Source organism: Elusimicrobiota bacterium (genome assembly GCA_016218575.1).
Classification (GTDB): domain Bacteria; phylum Elusimicrobiota; class Elusimicrobia; order UBA1565; family UBA9628; genus JACRDN01.
The window spans coordinates 30514-46705 of sequence record JACRDN010000018.1 but is presented as its reverse complement, the minus strand read 5'-3'; the positions used below and the strand labels follow the sequence as shown (position 1 = coordinate 46705).

Here is a 16192-nt window from a genome sequence, read left to right as displayed (position 1 = left end):
GCCTTGACCATGGTCAAGGCCGCGAGGCTCGCCTCCTTAAGCAGGTCCTGCTCCGCGGCGGCGCGGCCGAAATGGGCGGCGTAGCCCAGGACGAAGTCCGCGGCCGCGCTCAGGAAGGCTTCCTGGGGCGCAATCTCGAGGCGCGCCTTGAAAGGCTTAGCGGGTTCCATCGATGACCCTTATGAGCTTTCCGGTGCGGGGGTTGCGGCCGAGCGTCCTGGAAGGGGCAAGCTCGACTTGGACGGGCCAGACCATGTCCTCGTCCAAGGCCTTGCGCAAGGTCAGGCGCTGGGCTAGTATCTCCCGCTCCAGGGCCTTGGCGGCGCTGGCGCGCCGGGCTTGGGAAAGCTCGGTCTCCACGCGCACGACCAGCCTGTCGCGGCCCTTCTCCCGCTTCTTCTCCATCTGCAGCGTGGCCGAGAGGCCGGGAACGCGCCCCGCGCAGTCGAGAATCGAGGCATAGTCCACGGAGTCAAAGCCGATCCTCAGCACGTCGTCTCCCCGGCCCAGGAGCTCGAAAAGGGGCGTGGTCCTGCCGCAAGGGCATAGCTCGGCCCCCCAGCGCGCAAGGTCCCCCACCCTGTAGCGCACGATGGGCGTGAGCCGCCGGGGAAACGCCGTCACGTAGACCATGCCCCTCTCGCCCGGACGGCAATGGCGTCCAGTCTCCTCGTCCACGATCTCGATATAGGCCTGGTCGTCGTGGGCGTGGAAGACTCCGGTCGGGCAGGCCAGGCATTGATAGCCCAGATACCAGGAGTCCACCGTGCCGTAGCCCGGGGCCGCGATGACCTTGGCCCCGAATTTCTCCCTGAGCTCCTTCTTGTCGGCCTCGTAGAGGTGCTCGCCCCCGTAGAAAATCTTCTCGATGCGTATGCCCGAGAGCCCCAGCCTCTCGAAGCCGAGCAAGGCGCTGCGGGCCATGCTCGCGATCCCGGCCACGCAGTTGACATTGAAGAGCTTGACCACGCTGTGCATGAAGTCCACGGGAGTATGGTTCGAGAAGGGGAAGTTCATGCAGCCGTAGGCCTCGAGCATTCTGTGGACGTGGAGGAACGTCATGTAGAGCCCGCCCACGGCGAAGAGGTTGGCCACCCGATCCTCGCGGGAAAGCCCCACGGCGTGGAATCCCCGGGCGTTGGGCAGGTAAAGCCCTTCCATCTCCTCGTGGCTGAACAAGGTGGTCTTGGGATATCCCGTGGTCCCCCCGCTCTGGAACACCGTGTAATTCCGGGCCCCGCGGGCCACGAGACCGCCTCCCGCGCGCTTGGGAGGAAGGAGCTCGCGCAAATCGGCCTGGTTAAGCACCGGGACCTTGGACAGGGGGTGCTCGGACTTCGGGTCATACGCCTCGAGGCGGTCGCGGTAGAAGGGTATCTCCTTCTGGGCATAGCGGACGTACTCGCCCAGCTTGCGCGACACGATTCTCCGCCGAGCCTCGGCGCTCTGGGATTCCCAATCGTCGTAATACTTCACGGCAACCTCAGGCCCAGCTTATTAATGATGCCCCGATGAGCGCGCTCGGCAAGAGCCGCGCCTCTCGCCATGGAAAGCGCTTGCGCTGGCCGCGCCGTGGGTGAGACTTCCATGAAGCTCCTGACCAAGTGCTCGAAGTATCCATTGTATTGGAACGGGAACTCCCTCAAGCCGTCACTGATCGAAATACCGAGGAAGTTGAAGACCTTGTCACTCTGAAAATGCTCAGCCAGGCGCGCTTCGTCCGGGGAGTAAGCCCCCTCCAAGGAAGGGGCTAGAGAAAATCCCTCCCGCCTCTCCGGGCGAAAACTCACTTCGATGAGTCGTTTGCCTTCCTCATGGACCGGGACCAAGCTCAAGTCGGGGATGATGACGGAGGCGGGGGTGAGGTAGAAATGGATGTCCCGGCCGCCGCCCCAGATGCGCCTGACCTCGCGCATCCAATCCTCGGCCCGCATGGGCACGGGCATGATGGGGTCCACGGCGTGCCATTGAGCGCTCGGGCCCCGGGCCAAGGTCGTGACGTGGAAGCGCCATTCCGGGTCGTCTCCCTGGCGCAGGTCCCCGACCACGAAGAGCTTGGCCATGGAGGAAAGGGCCAGGCGCGCCCGCGAGGTCCCCTCCAGCACCGCGCAGGCGGCCCGGCCGTAACAGAAGCCCACGCCCCCGCTTGGGTCGTAATACTCAAGCTTGCGCGGGTCGTCGAGGCCCGCCACCGGATGGAGGTAGGTCGCCTCCCAAATGGAGCGAATCTCTTCGAGAGAGACCTGGAGATTCGCGGCCTTCGGATCGCGCGCCAAGGCTTGGAAAGCCCTGCGCACCTCGTCGGAGGACATGGTCTGCCGGCCGTCGAAAGGCGGAGTCCAGCGTCCTCCCCAGTTGCGCGCTTGCTGGGAGGCCTGCGCGCCGGGGATTGCGCAAACGAGGCAGAAAGCAAACAAAGCGAATTTCTTCATGACGTCGGCGATTTCCCGCAATGCGATTATGCCAAGTCTGGCAAGACCGGGCTTAGGCCCTTTGGGCCATTCATGGGTGGGACTTTGGTCCTAGGACAATCAGGTCTAAAGACCCGACATCACTGTCTATCCGAAAAGATTGGGCTTCCGGTCCCATTGCTTGGAGGGCCGGGGTCGCTATAAGAACTGCGGGCCTCCACCTGTTTTGCCACCACCCCGTCCTTGTTGTTGAAGCTGAAGTTATAGTCAACAACAGCGCCAGGCTGAGCGGGAGCGAAATTGTTAGAGGAACGGACAAAGACCGTGTTGCCGGTAAAAGAGGTTGAATTGTCGTATGAAAATTCAGTCAGGCCCAAGGTATTTGTGAATGGAATTGTTTGGACCTGGGCCTGGACTTGGATGATGCGGGTGGCGAAATTGACCGCGAGGGAAAAATTCCAGCTCCCATTGCAGCCTCCCCCGCACCCGCTAAAGGAGCCGCTCCCGGAGAACTGTCCCGTTCCGCCGGAGACGCCTCGAAGCTGTTCCCAAGTGTTGACGCTGTTTGGAATGGGGATGAGGGTTTGGGCAAGGCCGCTGGACAAATCTTCCTTATCTTGCTCCAGCTTGGCGATGGACTTCATCTCCCTAAAATTATCATTGCCCCGAGCGCGGTCCTGGCCGGAGGCCTGTTCCGGAGAAACAGGCCCCGCCTGAATGGGAGCACCCTTGGATTCTTTGGACTCTCGAAATTCTTGCGGCGCCGCCTCCAAAGAAAGCTGGGCGGCGATGTCTCTAAGGGTTTCTCGCGAGGCTTCGAAGGGAAGGCTTGGGGGCTCTCCCGGGCTCACCGAGCTTCCAAAGCCGGGCCGGGAAACAACGACCTGGTTGGGAAAGTCAGGATTTTCCAGGGCAATGCCCGAGAGGGATTCTCCCACATTATTTTTGATCCCCGGACCATTGAAAACCACAGTGGCCTCGCTGTTTTCCTTCACTTGCCCCTCGCCCATGGTGCCGAAAACCCCCAAAATGCCAGCCGGAAGCCGTATCTTCATGTTATTGGGCTTATTCCTGGCGATGCGGCCGGAAATAAAACGAAATATGCCCTTGATGACGTTGGCTGATATTTCTCCCGCCCCGGAATTCGAGTCATAAATGAACTTGTCAAGAATCACCGTCGTGTTCGGGCCCAAGGTCAATACCGTTTCATCTTGAAAAAGGATCTGGAGGCGGCCGTCCGGGGCGGTTGATATCTTGTCGTTGAGAAAGACAGGCTGGCCGCTGCTCAAAATTCTGCCGATTTCGGGATTCACGGTTGGTTTTGCCTGAACCTGGCCTCGGACAACGGCCGCCACGCCGATACGGCCCGGCAGCGGAGTCTGCGCCGGGGCCGGGGTGCGCAGGCCGGCCACGAGAAAAACCGCCAGCGAAGTTTTAATTTTCATAGTTGGTTAATACGCCAGCTTCCATTGGTAGCTGAATTTAGTGGCTATCCGGTTGTTGGTATAAGAAAAGTTGGGGATGTTCGAGATGGTCTGATAGTAATCATAGGTGACAGTCCATATTAAGTCTTTAAAAGCGGAGCTTATAAAGCTCAAGGGCGTGCCGTAGGTGGTGGAAGCCCACCATATATGGTCACGCCGCATTCTCGTGCTGACTAAATCATTGGGTCTCTCATAGTGGTCGAAATTGAAGTAGAGGGAGGAGGCGAGAAACATGCTTTTGGGCAAAAGCCATGTATGGGTGCCTCGCAAAGAATGCCGCTCAAAGGCCAGGTATTTCAGGGCCGAGTGCTTAAAGCCATAGCCGTAGCCGGCTCCCAACATCATGCGGGGGGTAACCCAATAATTCCCGCCCCCGGCGGCCTCGGCTTCAACCCCGCTGCGGTCGGCCGAATCCGCTTGGACATCGGGAGTCGCCGTGAATTGCTGATAAGCGTCTGTCCCGGAAAGATAGACGCTGGCTTTGCGGGTTAATTTCTTCTCAAGCTTCACGCTGGCTCCGCGGTTCCTGAGATAGGCCCTCTGGTGGAGGACAAGATAATCGAACATCAAAGTGGGGGTTGCATCCAACCAGCGCGATTTAAAGGTCCCGCCGGCCTGGAGGGAATAAACCTGGAGGCTGAGCGACTTGACATGGGTTTGGTCCGTGCGGTTGAAGCTGGCCGAGGCGAATAACTCATGCCCGGACTGCGTCCCCAGGTCATGATGGAACTCCACATGCCCATTGGTCATGAGGCTCGTGTCGTCGCGAGGCAAGGATTGGCCGCTCACAAAAAGAACGGTGTCTCCGAAAAGAACGCGCCCCGTGGAAGGAGAAAAGTTGCGATTGTTCATGTAATCGTAGCCGAAGCCCAGATGCCCCGATAGGACGTTGCGCTTCCTGAGGCTGCTGATTTCTTTTTTATAGCGCTCCACCTCCTCCTTCATTTTTTCATCAAGGGGCTCGCGGCTCAAGTTCTCCAATTCCCTCTCGGCGTCCTGGATGTTGTCCAGGCGATAAAGGACGAGCACATAGAACAGCCTGATATCATGGCGCTGGGGATAGAGGGCGAGAATCCTCTCCAGGGGGGCCACGGCCCCCTTGAAATCCCCTCTTGCGACGCGGGCGCGGGTGTAGCGATAATTAAGATCCGGGTTGTCCGGGTCCGCAAGAACCTGCTCGTAGCTGACATCCTCCAAGTCGGCTTTATTCTGAGCGGCCAGCCGGGGTTGAAGGAGGAAAAGAAGCAAACCAACAGCGATGACCCTGAAAAAATCCGTCTTAGGGCTCGCAATGAAATAATATGACCAACTGGCGGGGGCAATTTTGGAGCGAGACGAGGATCGAGGAGCGAGCATGCCCGCAGCGGTATGTGAGTGACGAGAGACGAAGTCGCAGCCCAAAAGTGCCTCGGCCCTTCGGGCAGGCTCATCTTCGGCCGATTTCTTCGTTGCTCGTCGGTCACAATGCGCTGCGGCATTGCTCCCTTCTCGCGCCTCGAAATCAACTCGAATCTGGGCCTGCCAGTTGGTCATATTATTTCGTTGCGAGCCCTTAGGCTTGTCAAAAATTGCCATAAGAGCTAAATTGACTCATGCTCCTTTCCATGCTTTCCGAACGCCTAACCAGGTTACGGCAAAATTTTCGGCGCATTTCCGTTTTGCTGCCTCCCGGATTCCTTCTGGGATTGTGCGTTATTATCAGGCTCTCTGGCAATGAATTCATAGAAGTTTCTCAAAATAAGATTTTCGACGCCTTTCAAGCCCTCTCGCCCCGCTCCTACCAAACCGTCCCGGTGCGAATCATTGACATTGACGATGAGAGCCTCTTGCGCCTGGGGCCCTGGCCTTGGCCGAGAACGAAAATGGCCGAGATCATCTCCAACCTTTCCAAACTGGGAGCTTCCACTATCGTTTTTGATATCACATTTTCGGAGCCGGATGCAACATCCCCGGAGCAAATCGCGCGAAGAATTCCCAGTTCACCGGAGCTCAAGGCCTTGAAAGCGAAGCTGGAGAAATTGCCTCGGCATGATCACATCCTGGCCCAGGCCATGGCTAAAAGCAAGGTAATCACTGGATTCCCCCTATTAATCTATAAAACGGAAACTCGCCCCCTCCTGAAGGCCGGCCTGGCTTACTCGGGGGACAGCCCCTTGAGCTATCTGCCCGGCTTTTCAGGAGCCTTGGCTAATTCCCGGGCATTGGAGGAGGCCTCCTTGGGCAACGGCAGTCTCAGCATCCTGCCGGAAAAAGACGGGATTACTCGGCGCATTCCTCTTTTATTTAGATACGAAAAAGATGTTTATCCCTCCATCGTTCTCGAGGCCGCAAGGGTGCATCAGGAGGAATCGGGATATGTGGTCAAGTCGGCTGGAGCCAGGGGCGTATTCAATTTCGGGCAGCATACCGGGATCAATCAGATCAAGGTGGGCCCGCAGATCATCCCCACCGATTCCCAGGGCCGGGCATGGCTGCATTACACCCGCGAAGTCCCTGAAAGGAGCATTCCCGCCTGGAAATTGCTGTCGGGAGACGTCTCACGGGCTCTCATAGCCGGACATATCGTCTTTTTGGGCACGAGTGCTGTGCGGCTCCGCGACACCAGGACGACTCCGCTAAATCCCTCATGCCCGGGAGTTGAAATTCTAGCCCAAATGACGGAACAGATTCTCTTAGGGCATTTCCTGCAGAGGCCCGATTGGGCCGATGGAGTCGAGCTCGCAGCACTTTTAATTCTGGGCCTGGGCCTTATCTGGCTTCTGCCTCGCCTGGGAGCCCTGTGGTCCGGCCTGATAGGGCTAGGGGCCATCGCCCTAACGTTCCCCCTGTCCTGGTATGCCTTCTCAAAATTTCATCTGCTTTTAGATCCGCTGTTTCCTTCCTTGGCGGCCTTGCTGGTTTATCTTTCCTCTTCCTTGGCAAGCTATTGGCAAAGCGAAACGGAGAGGCGGCGCCTCGTCCTTTTCGACCAGCTCAAGGACGAGCTCGTGGCCATGGTCTCGCACGATCTGCGCGGGCCGGTCAACGCCATGGTCACGGCGGTGACCTTGCTCAGCCGCGAAAGCGCCGGGCCCTTGACCGACTCGCAGAAAAGGATACTCGAGCTCATCAAGCAGTCCGGCGCCAAGCTCAACTCCTTCGTCGCCAACATCCTGGACGCGGCCAAGATCAAGGCCGGGAAAATGCAGTACCACTTCGCCCCCCTGCAAGGTGCGGACGCCGCCCGCAGCGCCCTGGAGCTGTTCAGGTTCGCGGCCCAAGCCAAGAGCATAGCGCTCGAGGACGAGATCCCGGGGCGTCTGCCCCCCGTCGCGGCGGACCGTGAGAAGTTCGAGCAGGTGCTCAACAATCTCCTCGGAAACGCCTTGAAGTTCACGCCCTCGGGCGGGAAGATATCGGTCCTGGCCGAGGCCCAGCCGGGGCTGGTGCGCTTCAGCGTGCGCGACACGGGGCCGGGAATGGCCCCCGAGAATCTGTCCAAGCTTTTCAGAAAATTCGAGCAATTCGACCTCGCGGCCCAGCGGGAGCGCGGCGTGTCAGGCACCGGGCTCGGACTGTCCATATGCCGTTCCGTTATCGAGGCCCATGGCGGCAGGATATGGGCCGAGTCAGAGCCGGGCAAGGGCTCGACCTTCCATTTCACGATTCCGCAGGCCCAAGCATGAGTGCCAAGCGCAAGCAGCACGGCCTGCACCATCACTGGAACCTGGATCCGCGGATATCATTTCTCAACCACGGTTCCTTCGGCGCATGTCCCAAGCCCGTCCTGGAGGCGCAAAGCCAGCTTCGCGCTCGGATGGAAGCCGAACCGGTGCGCTTCTTCATGCGCGAGCTCGAAGGGCTTGCCGACGCGGCCCGAAAGGTCCTGGCCGATTTCGTCAAGGCCGATCCCAAGGATCTGGCCTTCATCCCCAACGCAAGCTCCGGGGTGAGCACGGTGCTGCGCTCTCTCGAACTCAAGCCCGGAGACGAGCTCCTGACCACCAACCACGCCTACAACGCCTGCCGCAACGCCATGGATTTCACTGCCAAAGAGAGCGGGGCCAAGGTCGTCGTCGCAGAAGTGCCCTTCCCCATTCAAGGGGAAGGGCAAGTCGTGGAAACGGTCCTGTCCGGCGTCACGCGCCGGACGAGGCTGGCGCTTCTTGACCACGTCACCTCCCCCACCGGTCTCGTGTTCCCGGCGGAGGAACTGGTCAAGGAACTATCTCGCCGGGGGATCGACGCCATGATCGACGGGGCCCATGCCCCCGGGATGATTCCCCTCGATCTCCGCGCCTTGGGCGCGGCCTACTACACGGGAAACTGCCACAAGTGGCTTTGCGCGCCCAAGGGCGCGGCCTTTCTCCACGTCAGGCGCGACAAGCAGAAGGACGTCCATCCCCTGACCCTCAGCCACGGGATGAATTCCCCTAGATCGGACCGCTCGCGCTTCAGACTGGAGTTCGATTGGACCGGCACCGCGGACCCGACCCCTTATCTGTGCGTGCCCGAGGCCGTCCGCTTCATGGGCTCATTGGTCGGAGGCGGCTGGGCCGCCGTCATGAGGCGCAACAGGAAGCTGGCCTTGGAAGGCCGGGAAATCCTTTGCCGAAAGCTCGGCGTCCCGCCTCCATGCCCGGACAGCATGCTTGGCTCCATGGCCGCCCTTCCCCTTGGGCCGGAGCCCGGGCATGACCAGCGGCTCTGCAACCCTCTGGTCAAGAATCCGCTTCAAGAAAGCCTGTTCAAGCGCTACCGAATCGAGGTTCCCGTATGGAACTGGCCCGCGCCCCCGGACAGACTTTTCCGCGTCTCGGCCCAGCTTTACAACAGCCCGGCTCAATACGAGGAGCTGGGCCTGGCCCTTTCCCAACTCTTAAAGAGCCACCCCCGACAAATCCACCGGCCTTGATGGAAGCGTCAGGACGAGCGGACGACCGTTCTGGAGCATGGGCGAGGCGAAAATCCCATCGCGGTCAAGCGCCAGGAGGAGGGACACGGGTGCCCCGCCCGAGGCCTGGGCAAGCTGGGCCTTGAGCCTCAGGAAGAGGCGGAAAATCTGGGCGTCCCCATAGGACTCTAGGAGGCTCGGCCAATCCCCCGCCCTCACCGAGAACTCCACGTTTTTGGGCCAGGCGGCCTCCGCCATGAGCGCCGAAAGCCTTTTCTGCCCGTAATCGGCCAGGTCCTGGCGGACCTCTTCCCGGGATCGTTCGAGGCTCTCCTCCACGTCGCTCTTGGCGGCTCCCAAGACTTCCAGGGCCTGGGCTCTGCGGCGCTCATCGAGCCTGGCGAAGGATTTTCCGAGGGCCCGGGCGTTCAAGGCCGCCGGCCGCTCGCCCTGATCCACGGTCAGCTCCTGGAGCTGCTCGGAGGCGATGAAGAGCTGGAGGATGGTGGCGTTGATCTCGCGCCGGATAATGTCGCTCATCCAGGTCACGTTGTTCTTCAACAGCTCATGGACGTTGGCGCCGTAGGCGGCGAGAATCGCGTTGCGCGTGGGCTCCGGCAGGCTCTGAAGGAGGCATTGGGTCACCTGCTCGGGGGTGCTTCCGTCCTTGCAGCCGAGGCTCGTCGCGAATTTCTTGATGAGGAAAACGTCAACGCCTTCCCGAGCGTCCTTCTCGGTGATGCCGGGAAGCGGGCTCAAGCCCAAACGGTAGGCATGCGCCCCCGCGATGAGGCCGGGAACGTTGAGCTTGATTTTTTGCCCCAGGAACTTCACCTCGGCATGGCTCAACTCCTCGAGGATGGCGTTGCGCAGATGGCGGACCAGGATGCGCTCCAAGACCTGCGCGTCGGCGAGCAAGGTCACGAGCTGGTTTATGGACTCCAAGGATGGGATGGGGGTCGCCATAAGCTCCTCAAGACTCGGCCCCGCGGGGTTGGCCGCGCGGTAGGCGTCATTCAACTGCTGGCGGACGTCGGCGGGCAGGCCTTGATAAAGTCCCTGGAGCTGGTTTTGCCTTGCCTCGAGCCCTCCGGGGCCGATCACGGCCTCGAGCTGGGTTTTTAGTTCGATGAAGCGAGCCAAGACCTTCTGCACGTCCTTGACATACTCGGACTGGACATGGGCGGGAACGATCAGTTTGTCTTTGCCTCCCGACAGGAAATCGAAGTGACCGGTTCCGGAGTTGGGGTCGTTTCCGGTGTAGGTCACGCCGAAGAACACCCCCTGGTTCTTGACCGTGGCGTTGCCGAGCTGTATCTGATCCTGCTGAAGGTTGACGGAAAGCTCCAAGTCCCGGTTGGGGCTGTAGGCAACCCCGGCCGACACGGTCTTGCGGTGGAACTCTATGGCCGCCCCATCTTCCTTACTATAGCGGCCCTGCACGCCCACATGCCCCTCCTTGCCGGCCGGGGCGACCACCGAGGCCGCCACGGTCTGGACCGTGGTCATCGGGTTCCACTGCTTGCCCGCCTCCACGGAGTAGCGGGCGCCGGAAAGATAAGGCATCTTGCCCCAGAAAGCCACGGAGGCATGGGGTGCTAAGTCCGGATGCACGGGAAGCTTCACCTTATCCTGGGTTAAGGCCGCGGTCGCGAAGTTCTCCTTGAAAAGGCCGACCGCCTCGGTCACCCCGCCGAAAAGGCCGAAATAGTTCTCCTCCCCCAAGCGCACGCGCAGGGCTCCGCTTTGGTCCAAGACCACGTTCGGGAATCCCCCGCTATAGCGCCCCACGAGCATGGCGCTCCAGCCCGCGTCCAGGGGCCCCACGATCGGGTAGGCCCGCCCGACCTGGGCCAGGACGCTGCCGATCACGGTATTTTGACCCTGGAAATCCATGGAGAAGCGGATGGGATCGCGCAGGGACTCTATGGATTGGGGCCGTAACCCGATCCTGGGGTCCAAGCCGGAGAGGCCGTCCACGGTGCGGTCTATCCGGGAGTCGAGGCTCGGGTTATCTGCGTAATATAAGCGGCTCTTCAAGTCCACCACGCCCACCTGGGCCTGGACGGCGTAATCCACCCAGCTGTTGCTTCCCTCGATGTCCTGGCGCACGGAGAAGTAGGGACTGACTCCGATCAAGGGACTGCGGCCGGCCACCCCGAGATATCCGCCCTGAAACGAGAGGCCGTCACGGTTGGCGATGACGAAGCGCCGGGGCTCGAGATTGCGGAAATCCACGCTGACGTTCCAGTCCTGGGACTCGCGGGGCTTACCCCCATCGAACACGGCCCCCGGATTTTGGACCGGAGCGGCCGCGGCGGGCCCTGCCACAACCGGGCCTTTGAGGGACAACTCCGGGCGAGCGAGGCGAACCTCTCGACGCTCGAACTCGAGGACACGGATCCACCCCTTCACGCGCTCCTGCTCTGAGGGATCGAGCTTGCGGAAAGCGTCGGAATCAAAGCCGTAGCCGGGCAGGAGCTCGAGCGAGAAGGCGAAGTTCGCGGGAACCCGCGAGGCCCTGTCGCTGGGGGGATTGCCCTCGGGAATGAGGTTTGTGCTCCAAAGGGAAAGCGGAAAAAGCGCGGACAGTGCGATGGAAAGTAAAGTTTTCTTCATGCCGTATTATACCCGCGCTCGATAAGGAAGGGAGGGGTCCATAGTCCCCCTTTCCTCCGGTCTATGGACCCATGCTTTTTAGGCCCCAGGTCCTATGGCCGGTGCCTGGCACCGCGGCGCCGCTTCGGTCGGAGCACTAGTCCTTGATCTTCTTGAAGAAATAGCAATAAGAGAGTATCTGCCCCGGCTTGGCTCCGACCCACTCCCTGTCTTTCGGAACCGAGATCACCGCATGCTGGATGATGAAGTAAGAGCCGGCTTTGCGAATCCGATGCTCTATGGTGCCTCCCTTCAAAAGGCTGAAACGATAATAGGGCTCCGACAGCTTCTGCCTGGCCGCGTATGATCCATCCTTTACACGCGCGAAAGTGACATCGTTATAAATGGACCTCATCATTTCGCTGTAGGTGGAAAAGGACCCGTATTGGCTCGGCTCATCGAAGGCGCTCGGATCCGCGTAGGTCGTTATGGAAAATGCCTTGAATTCATCTGGAAATAGAGGTCCGTCATGCCCCAAGCTCAAGCCCGCCATAAGCCCCGCCAGGGCCGCGTCGCGGTCCGATTCCGAATAGCAGCGGCCTGCATGCCACCCGGACAATTCCTCGCGGGACGGCAAAGTGCCCGCCTTAAAGAGCGACTCGATCTTGGCGTAGCGCGTAAAACCCGGCGCCTGCAGCAAGAGCCCGGCTGGATCGCCGGCCGCGATGGAGACTTCCCTCTTTCCCACAACGGGGACTTGGCCCGCTCCAGACCGGGCGAAAACGGCGATCACGACAAAACTAAAGATGGACAAAAGCGATTTTTTGTTCATGCCGACATCCTAGAAAACGGCACAGACTATTCTATGAGTCTAAAGGCCTAGACTGAGACCGGCAAAAGACCTATAAACTCTAGGCGGTGGAAACACCTCGACCGAAGCGCTGCGCCTGGAGGATCGCCATCCGGGCCCTTCTCTGCCTCGGCCTCGGATTCGCGGTCTTCGAGGTCCTCGGTTCTTTCTTGCCCGAGAGCCGAAATTTCTACGATCTCAACTATGCGACTCAAGGGGAAGCCTTGATCCATCTGGCCCATCCGGCCGCCGTTCATGTCTCCTATCGCCTGCCGTTGGGGCCCATGCTGGAGGCCTGGGGGCTGTTTCACGCCCCGGCAGCGCTTCAAAAGGGCTTGCCCGCCGCGGCTGTCCTGATGAGCGCCGCCTTGACTTTCGCCCTTGGGACGGCGGCGGGAAACCTCGGGCTGGGCCTTCTTTCGGCGCTGCTTTGGCTTCTCCTCTTCTCCTCTCTGCCCCTGGGAAGCGGCTTCTACAAGCAGCTCTTCTTCACGCCTTTCGTGCTCGCCGCCGCGGGAGCCTCGGTATTGAACCGCCGAAGACCTTCCTTGGGAAGTGCCTTGCTGGAAGCCTGCACTGTGGGCGCAAGCCTCCTTTACCGCTCGACCCTCGCCTTTCTGCCGCCCCTTTCGGCCTTGGAAGCCTGGCTTTCCAGGAAGGAGGACGGCTCGCAGTACCGCGGCAGGCGCGTCCTCATCCTTCTTCTTGTTCCTTACCTTTATATAGCCCCATGGGTCGCCTTGAACTGGGCCGCCTACCGCGAGTTCGTCCCTTTCGAGCACGGCGCCGCCAACATGAACATCGTGACCGGGGCCCTGGGAACCGTTGCTTGCGCGCACGGGGACTTCCGCCGCCTCATGGACGGGCCTCCCGCGGACGGCTACCGCTCGATGGCGGGCTGGGCGGCCGGTTATGTGAGGCGGCATCCGAGTCAATACCTGAGGGGTGTGGGGAGAAGGCTGCGCTATGTTTGGCGCTTGCGCCCCTTTCTATTTTTTGCGGCACTCGCGGCTCTCGTTTGTTTTAGGAAGAATGCAGAGCTCCAAGTCCTCGGCTTATTTTCCATTTATTTTCTTGGAATTAATTGTTTAATGTCCGTCGAGGACAACTACTTCGAGCCGTTGTGGCCGCTCTTGATCGCCGCGGCGGCGGGCCTGCGTTTTTCAAAAAATAGCCTGAAAAGTTCGCCTTGGGCGACGAAGGCCCTGACCGCGTTGGTTCTTATCCTTCAAGTTCTCGCCTTATGGGCTCTTGGACGGATAAGTCTTTACGCCTTACAGTGCCAAGCCGTCCCTCCCAACTCGGATGAAGCTTGGAGAAACGCCGCGGCCTCAAGCCCGGCTGACCCCTGGCTTCTCCATCACCGCGGCAAGCGGGAGCTGGGACAGGGATCGCTTCAAGCAGCGCTCGGCGACCTGAGCCGGGCCAACGCGCTGGCGCCCGGCGTTCCCGCGTTCGAGCTCGAGCTGGCCCTGGCCCGCTCGGAAGGCGGGAAACCCGCTTCGCTCCTGCGCCTTTCTCCCCTTCAAGCCCCTGCATTCAACGACAGCATCGCAGACCAGATCCCCGTCTACAAGGCCCTGGCTTTGCTGCGCTCGGGAAAAGCAAAAGAGGCCGCGGCGCAGGCGGCTTTGGCCCTGGATGCGTGGCGCGGCCGGCAGGGAATGCTCCACCCCCCAGCCGACTCCGGCGAGGCGGAAGCCGACCGGAATCTTAGGAGCGTGGAGGACGAGTCCTTCCTCGGCCGGCTCGATCAAATCCTCGATGGTAAACCCAGGGACCTCCGCCTGGCTCTTCTCAAACTCCTGGCGGAAGCCAGGCCCCAAAGCCCGGCTTTCGCCTTGGAAGCCGCACGCATGGAAATCAGCTTGGGCCGCGTGGACGAGGCTTTGAAAATCCTGGACGCCGTGGGCGATTGCGCTGGACGGGCAAAGGCGCTCCATGAATCCTCTTTCCTTTACCTTGGAGCCGGCCTGCCGGGCCGTGCGCTCGAGGTCCTGCGAAGGCTGACGCGGGATTATCCGCGAGAAGCCGTCTTCCTCAAGGATCGCGGGATATGCGAGTACGGCCTGGGGTTGAAGGCGCAAGGGGCTGCAAGCTTGGAGGCGGCTCTCCGCATGGACCCGGGCATGGAGGAGGCCGCCTTGAGCCTCGGAGCCGTCTACACCGCGCAAAAGCACTATCACGACGCCTTGCGGGTCTACGATCGAAGCCTTTCCCTAAAAAGCAGGAAGGAGCATGTGCGGCGATTAATCATCCAATCCCGGGCGGAGGCCTCGGCCTTGCTTCGACGGCCTTAATCTTCCGGCCGCGGGCGCGCCCTGGATCGCTTGATGCCGGAGCGCAGGCGCTTGTCGCGCAGGATGCGGGCCTTGACCGCCTTGGGCCGACCTCGTCTTTGCCGGCGCAGGCGCTCCCTTTCATGGCGGACCTGGGCGGCAAGGCGCCGCCGGCGGTCCTCCAAGAGCTCCGCCAGGCGCTCGCGGGCCCGGAGGCGATTCTGGACCTGGGAGCGCTCGTCCTGGCAGCGCACGGCAAGCCCCGTCGGCAAATGCACCAGAGTCACAGAGGTCTCCACCTTATTGACGTTCTGTCCCCCGCTTCCCCCCGAACGCGAGAAGCTCTCGCGCAAGTCTCCCGCCCGAACGCCCAGCCGGGCCAAGCGCTCCTCCGGGCTAATCCCCGCCACGTTGGCAGCGGCCGCCGCCGCAGGCGGAGCGCCCGCAAGGGCCGACCTCCGCGGCAAAGCCTTTCCCCTTGGAGGCGACCTTCGGGATGTGCTCAGAGATCTGGATGACGCGGCCAAGCTCCTTGTCGTAGACGTAGGTGCCGGTAATGCCAGACCTCTCTTTCTTTTTCTCTTCCTTGATTTTAGCCATATAAAACACAAAACCCCCGGGCTTTGCTCGCCCTAGGGGTCGGTCCTGACATTTCTCGTTACAGGTTCGAAATCCACTTTTATTAGAGCATATGCCCCGGCATTTGGCAAGCGTTATTTTTTGCCGGCCAAAGGAAGGCGCAGTATGATGGCTTGGGCCCTGGCCAGCCGCGAGTTGACGCCGAAGGGAAGCGCGCGTTCGAAGCGATAGGCCCATCTCCTAAAACCGATGCTGCAGCGGCCTCTGGGAAGGAGGCGGCAAAGCCTCTCGATCCCTCCGAAAGGAAGAATCTCCACGCTCCCGAAGTGCTTCGAGAATGCGTCCCAATAGTGGGCCGAGCTGTTGTCCCTGTCGGGGTGAGGATCACGCTCCTTCCAAGCCAGGAAGGCACGGCGATCGAGACTCGAAGGCCTCCCCGGCACCGGGACGGCCCAGCGCAGCCGATCCAGGAGGAAACTATTGACCGCCGGTTCGCAAAAACGCGCCTCGCCGTCCTTCCTCAAGAGCGCGGCTATTCTCGAAAAACAAGAATCCTCCATCTCTCGCGGGATATGATGAAGAAAGCCCTTCCCCACCACGAAATCGAAGGAGCCTGCCGGAAGCGGCGCTTGGAAGAAATCCCCGGCGATGCACTCCACCGGCAGGCCAAGCGCCGCGGACGCCCGGTGCAGAAGCCCGATGCCGACCTCGGAAGAGTCGACGGCGGTGACCCCAGCCCCGAGTTTTGCCATGATGAGTGCGTTCAAGCCATCGCCGGAGCCGAGCTCCACGACCTTGGATCCTTTGAGCCGCTCCCGAAATCCCCCCATGTAAAGCCCGACCCAACTGGTGTCCACGGCCGCAGCCTTGTCCAAGAACTCGCCGTAGTTTTCGGCCGCGGCCAGCAGCCCCGCCAGGCTCGACCCGCGGTAGCAGGCGTCGAATTCTTCTTTATTGCTCTTCAATATTTGCCCCGTTTGGTCCTACAATTGCCATAGCAACAGTACTTCCAATCTGCACGTTCCAGGCATCGAATCAAGACCGACTGTAGCCGGCTACAGTCATGATTTGCTAGAATCTCAACGCTTCATACCCAACTGTGGGCGCCCACAGTTAAG

At 60.7% G+C, this 16192-nt stretch carries 12 protein-coding genes; 3 read left to right on the top strand and 9 right to left on the bottom strand.

The features are described 5' to 3' along the window. The 5 genes from HY921_08255 to HY921_08235 all read right to left on the bottom strand — a co-directional run. A partial coding sequence (locus tag HY921_08255; protein MBI5630860.1) for a hypothetical protein occupies positions 1-170 on the bottom strand: 170 nt, incomplete at its 3' end. After that, positions 157-1476: a hypothetical protein gene (locus HY921_08250; GenBank protein ID MBI5630859.1), complete on the bottom strand. Its 1320-nt coding sequence runs from the start codon at positions 1474-1476 to the stop codon at positions 157-159. The genes HY921_08255 and HY921_08250, both read right to left, overlap by 14 nt. Continuing rightward, a complete protein-coding gene (locus tag HY921_08245; protein ID MBI5630858.1) occupies positions 1473-2432 on the bottom strand; it encodes a hypothetical protein in 960 nt (319 codons plus the stop codon). Before HY921_08245 ends, HY921_08250 begins: the two co-directional genes overlap by 4 nt. 119 nt (positions 2433-2551) lie before the next feature. Then, positions 2552-3856 (bottom strand): FecR domain-containing protein, encoded by a 1305-nt coding sequence (locus HY921_08240; protein MBI5630857.1) that lies wholly within the window; start codon positions 3854-3856, stop codon positions 2552-2554. 6 nt (positions 3857-3862) lie between these two features. Next, positions 3863-5143, bottom strand: a complete 1281-nt coding sequence (locus HY921_08235) for a tetratricopeptide repeat protein (protein ID MBI5630856.1) — start codon at positions 5141-5143, stop codon at positions 3863-3865. Positions 5144-5580: 437 nt separating this feature from the next. Here HY921_08235 and HY921_08230 point away from each other — a divergent pair, with 437 nt between their 5' ends. Further along, positions 5581-7560, top strand: a complete 1980-nt coding sequence (locus HY921_08230) for a CHASE2 domain-containing protein (protein MBI5630855.1) — start codon at positions 5581-5583, stop codon at positions 7558-7560. Continuing rightward, positions 7557-8789, top strand: a complete 1233-nt coding sequence (locus HY921_08225; GenBank protein ID MBI5630854.1) for an aminotransferase class V-fold PLP-dependent enzyme — start codon at positions 7557-7559, stop codon at positions 8787-8789. Before HY921_08230 ends, HY921_08225 begins: the two co-directional genes overlap by 4 nt. Here HY921_08225 and HY921_08220 read toward each other — a convergent pair. Both HY921_08220 and HY921_08215 read right to left on the bottom strand, forming a co-directional pair. Then, positions 8754-11387 (bottom strand): hypothetical protein, encoded by a 2634-nt coding sequence (locus HY921_08220; GenBank protein MBI5630853.1) that lies wholly within the window; start codon positions 11385-11387, stop codon positions 8754-8756. The two genes, HY921_08225 and HY921_08220, sit on opposite strands and share 36 nt — an antisense overlap. Before the next feature lie 136 nt (positions 11388-11523). After that, positions 11524-12198, bottom strand: a complete 675-nt coding sequence (locus HY921_08215; protein ID MBI5630852.1) for a hypothetical protein — start codon at positions 12196-12198, stop codon at positions 11524-11526. A gap of 86 nt (positions 12199-12284) precedes the next feature. On the opposite strand from HY921_08215, the gene HY921_08210 reads away from it, so the two are divergent. Continuing rightward, positions 12285-14516 carry a hypothetical protein gene (locus tag HY921_08210; protein ID MBI5630851.1) on the top strand — a complete coding sequence of 744 codons (2232 nt, stop codon included), beginning with the start codon at positions 12285-12287 and terminating at the stop codon, positions 14514-14516. On the opposite strand, the gene HY921_08205 is transcribed toward HY921_08210, so the two are convergent. Together HY921_08205 and HY921_08200 are read right to left on the bottom strand one after the other, a co-directional pair. Next, positions 14513-15106, bottom strand: a complete 594-nt coding sequence (locus HY921_08205; GenBank protein MBI5630850.1) for a hypothetical protein — start codon at positions 15104-15106, stop codon at positions 14513-14515. The genes HY921_08210 and HY921_08205 overlap by 4 nt on opposite strands. Positions 15107-15208: 102 nt before the next feature. Then, positions 15209-16039 (bottom strand): class I SAM-dependent methyltransferase, encoded by an 831-nt coding sequence (locus HY921_08200; GenBank protein MBI5630849.1) that lies wholly within the window; start codon positions 16037-16039, stop codon positions 15209-15211. Between the last annotated feature and the right edge of the window lie 153 nt (positions 16040-16192).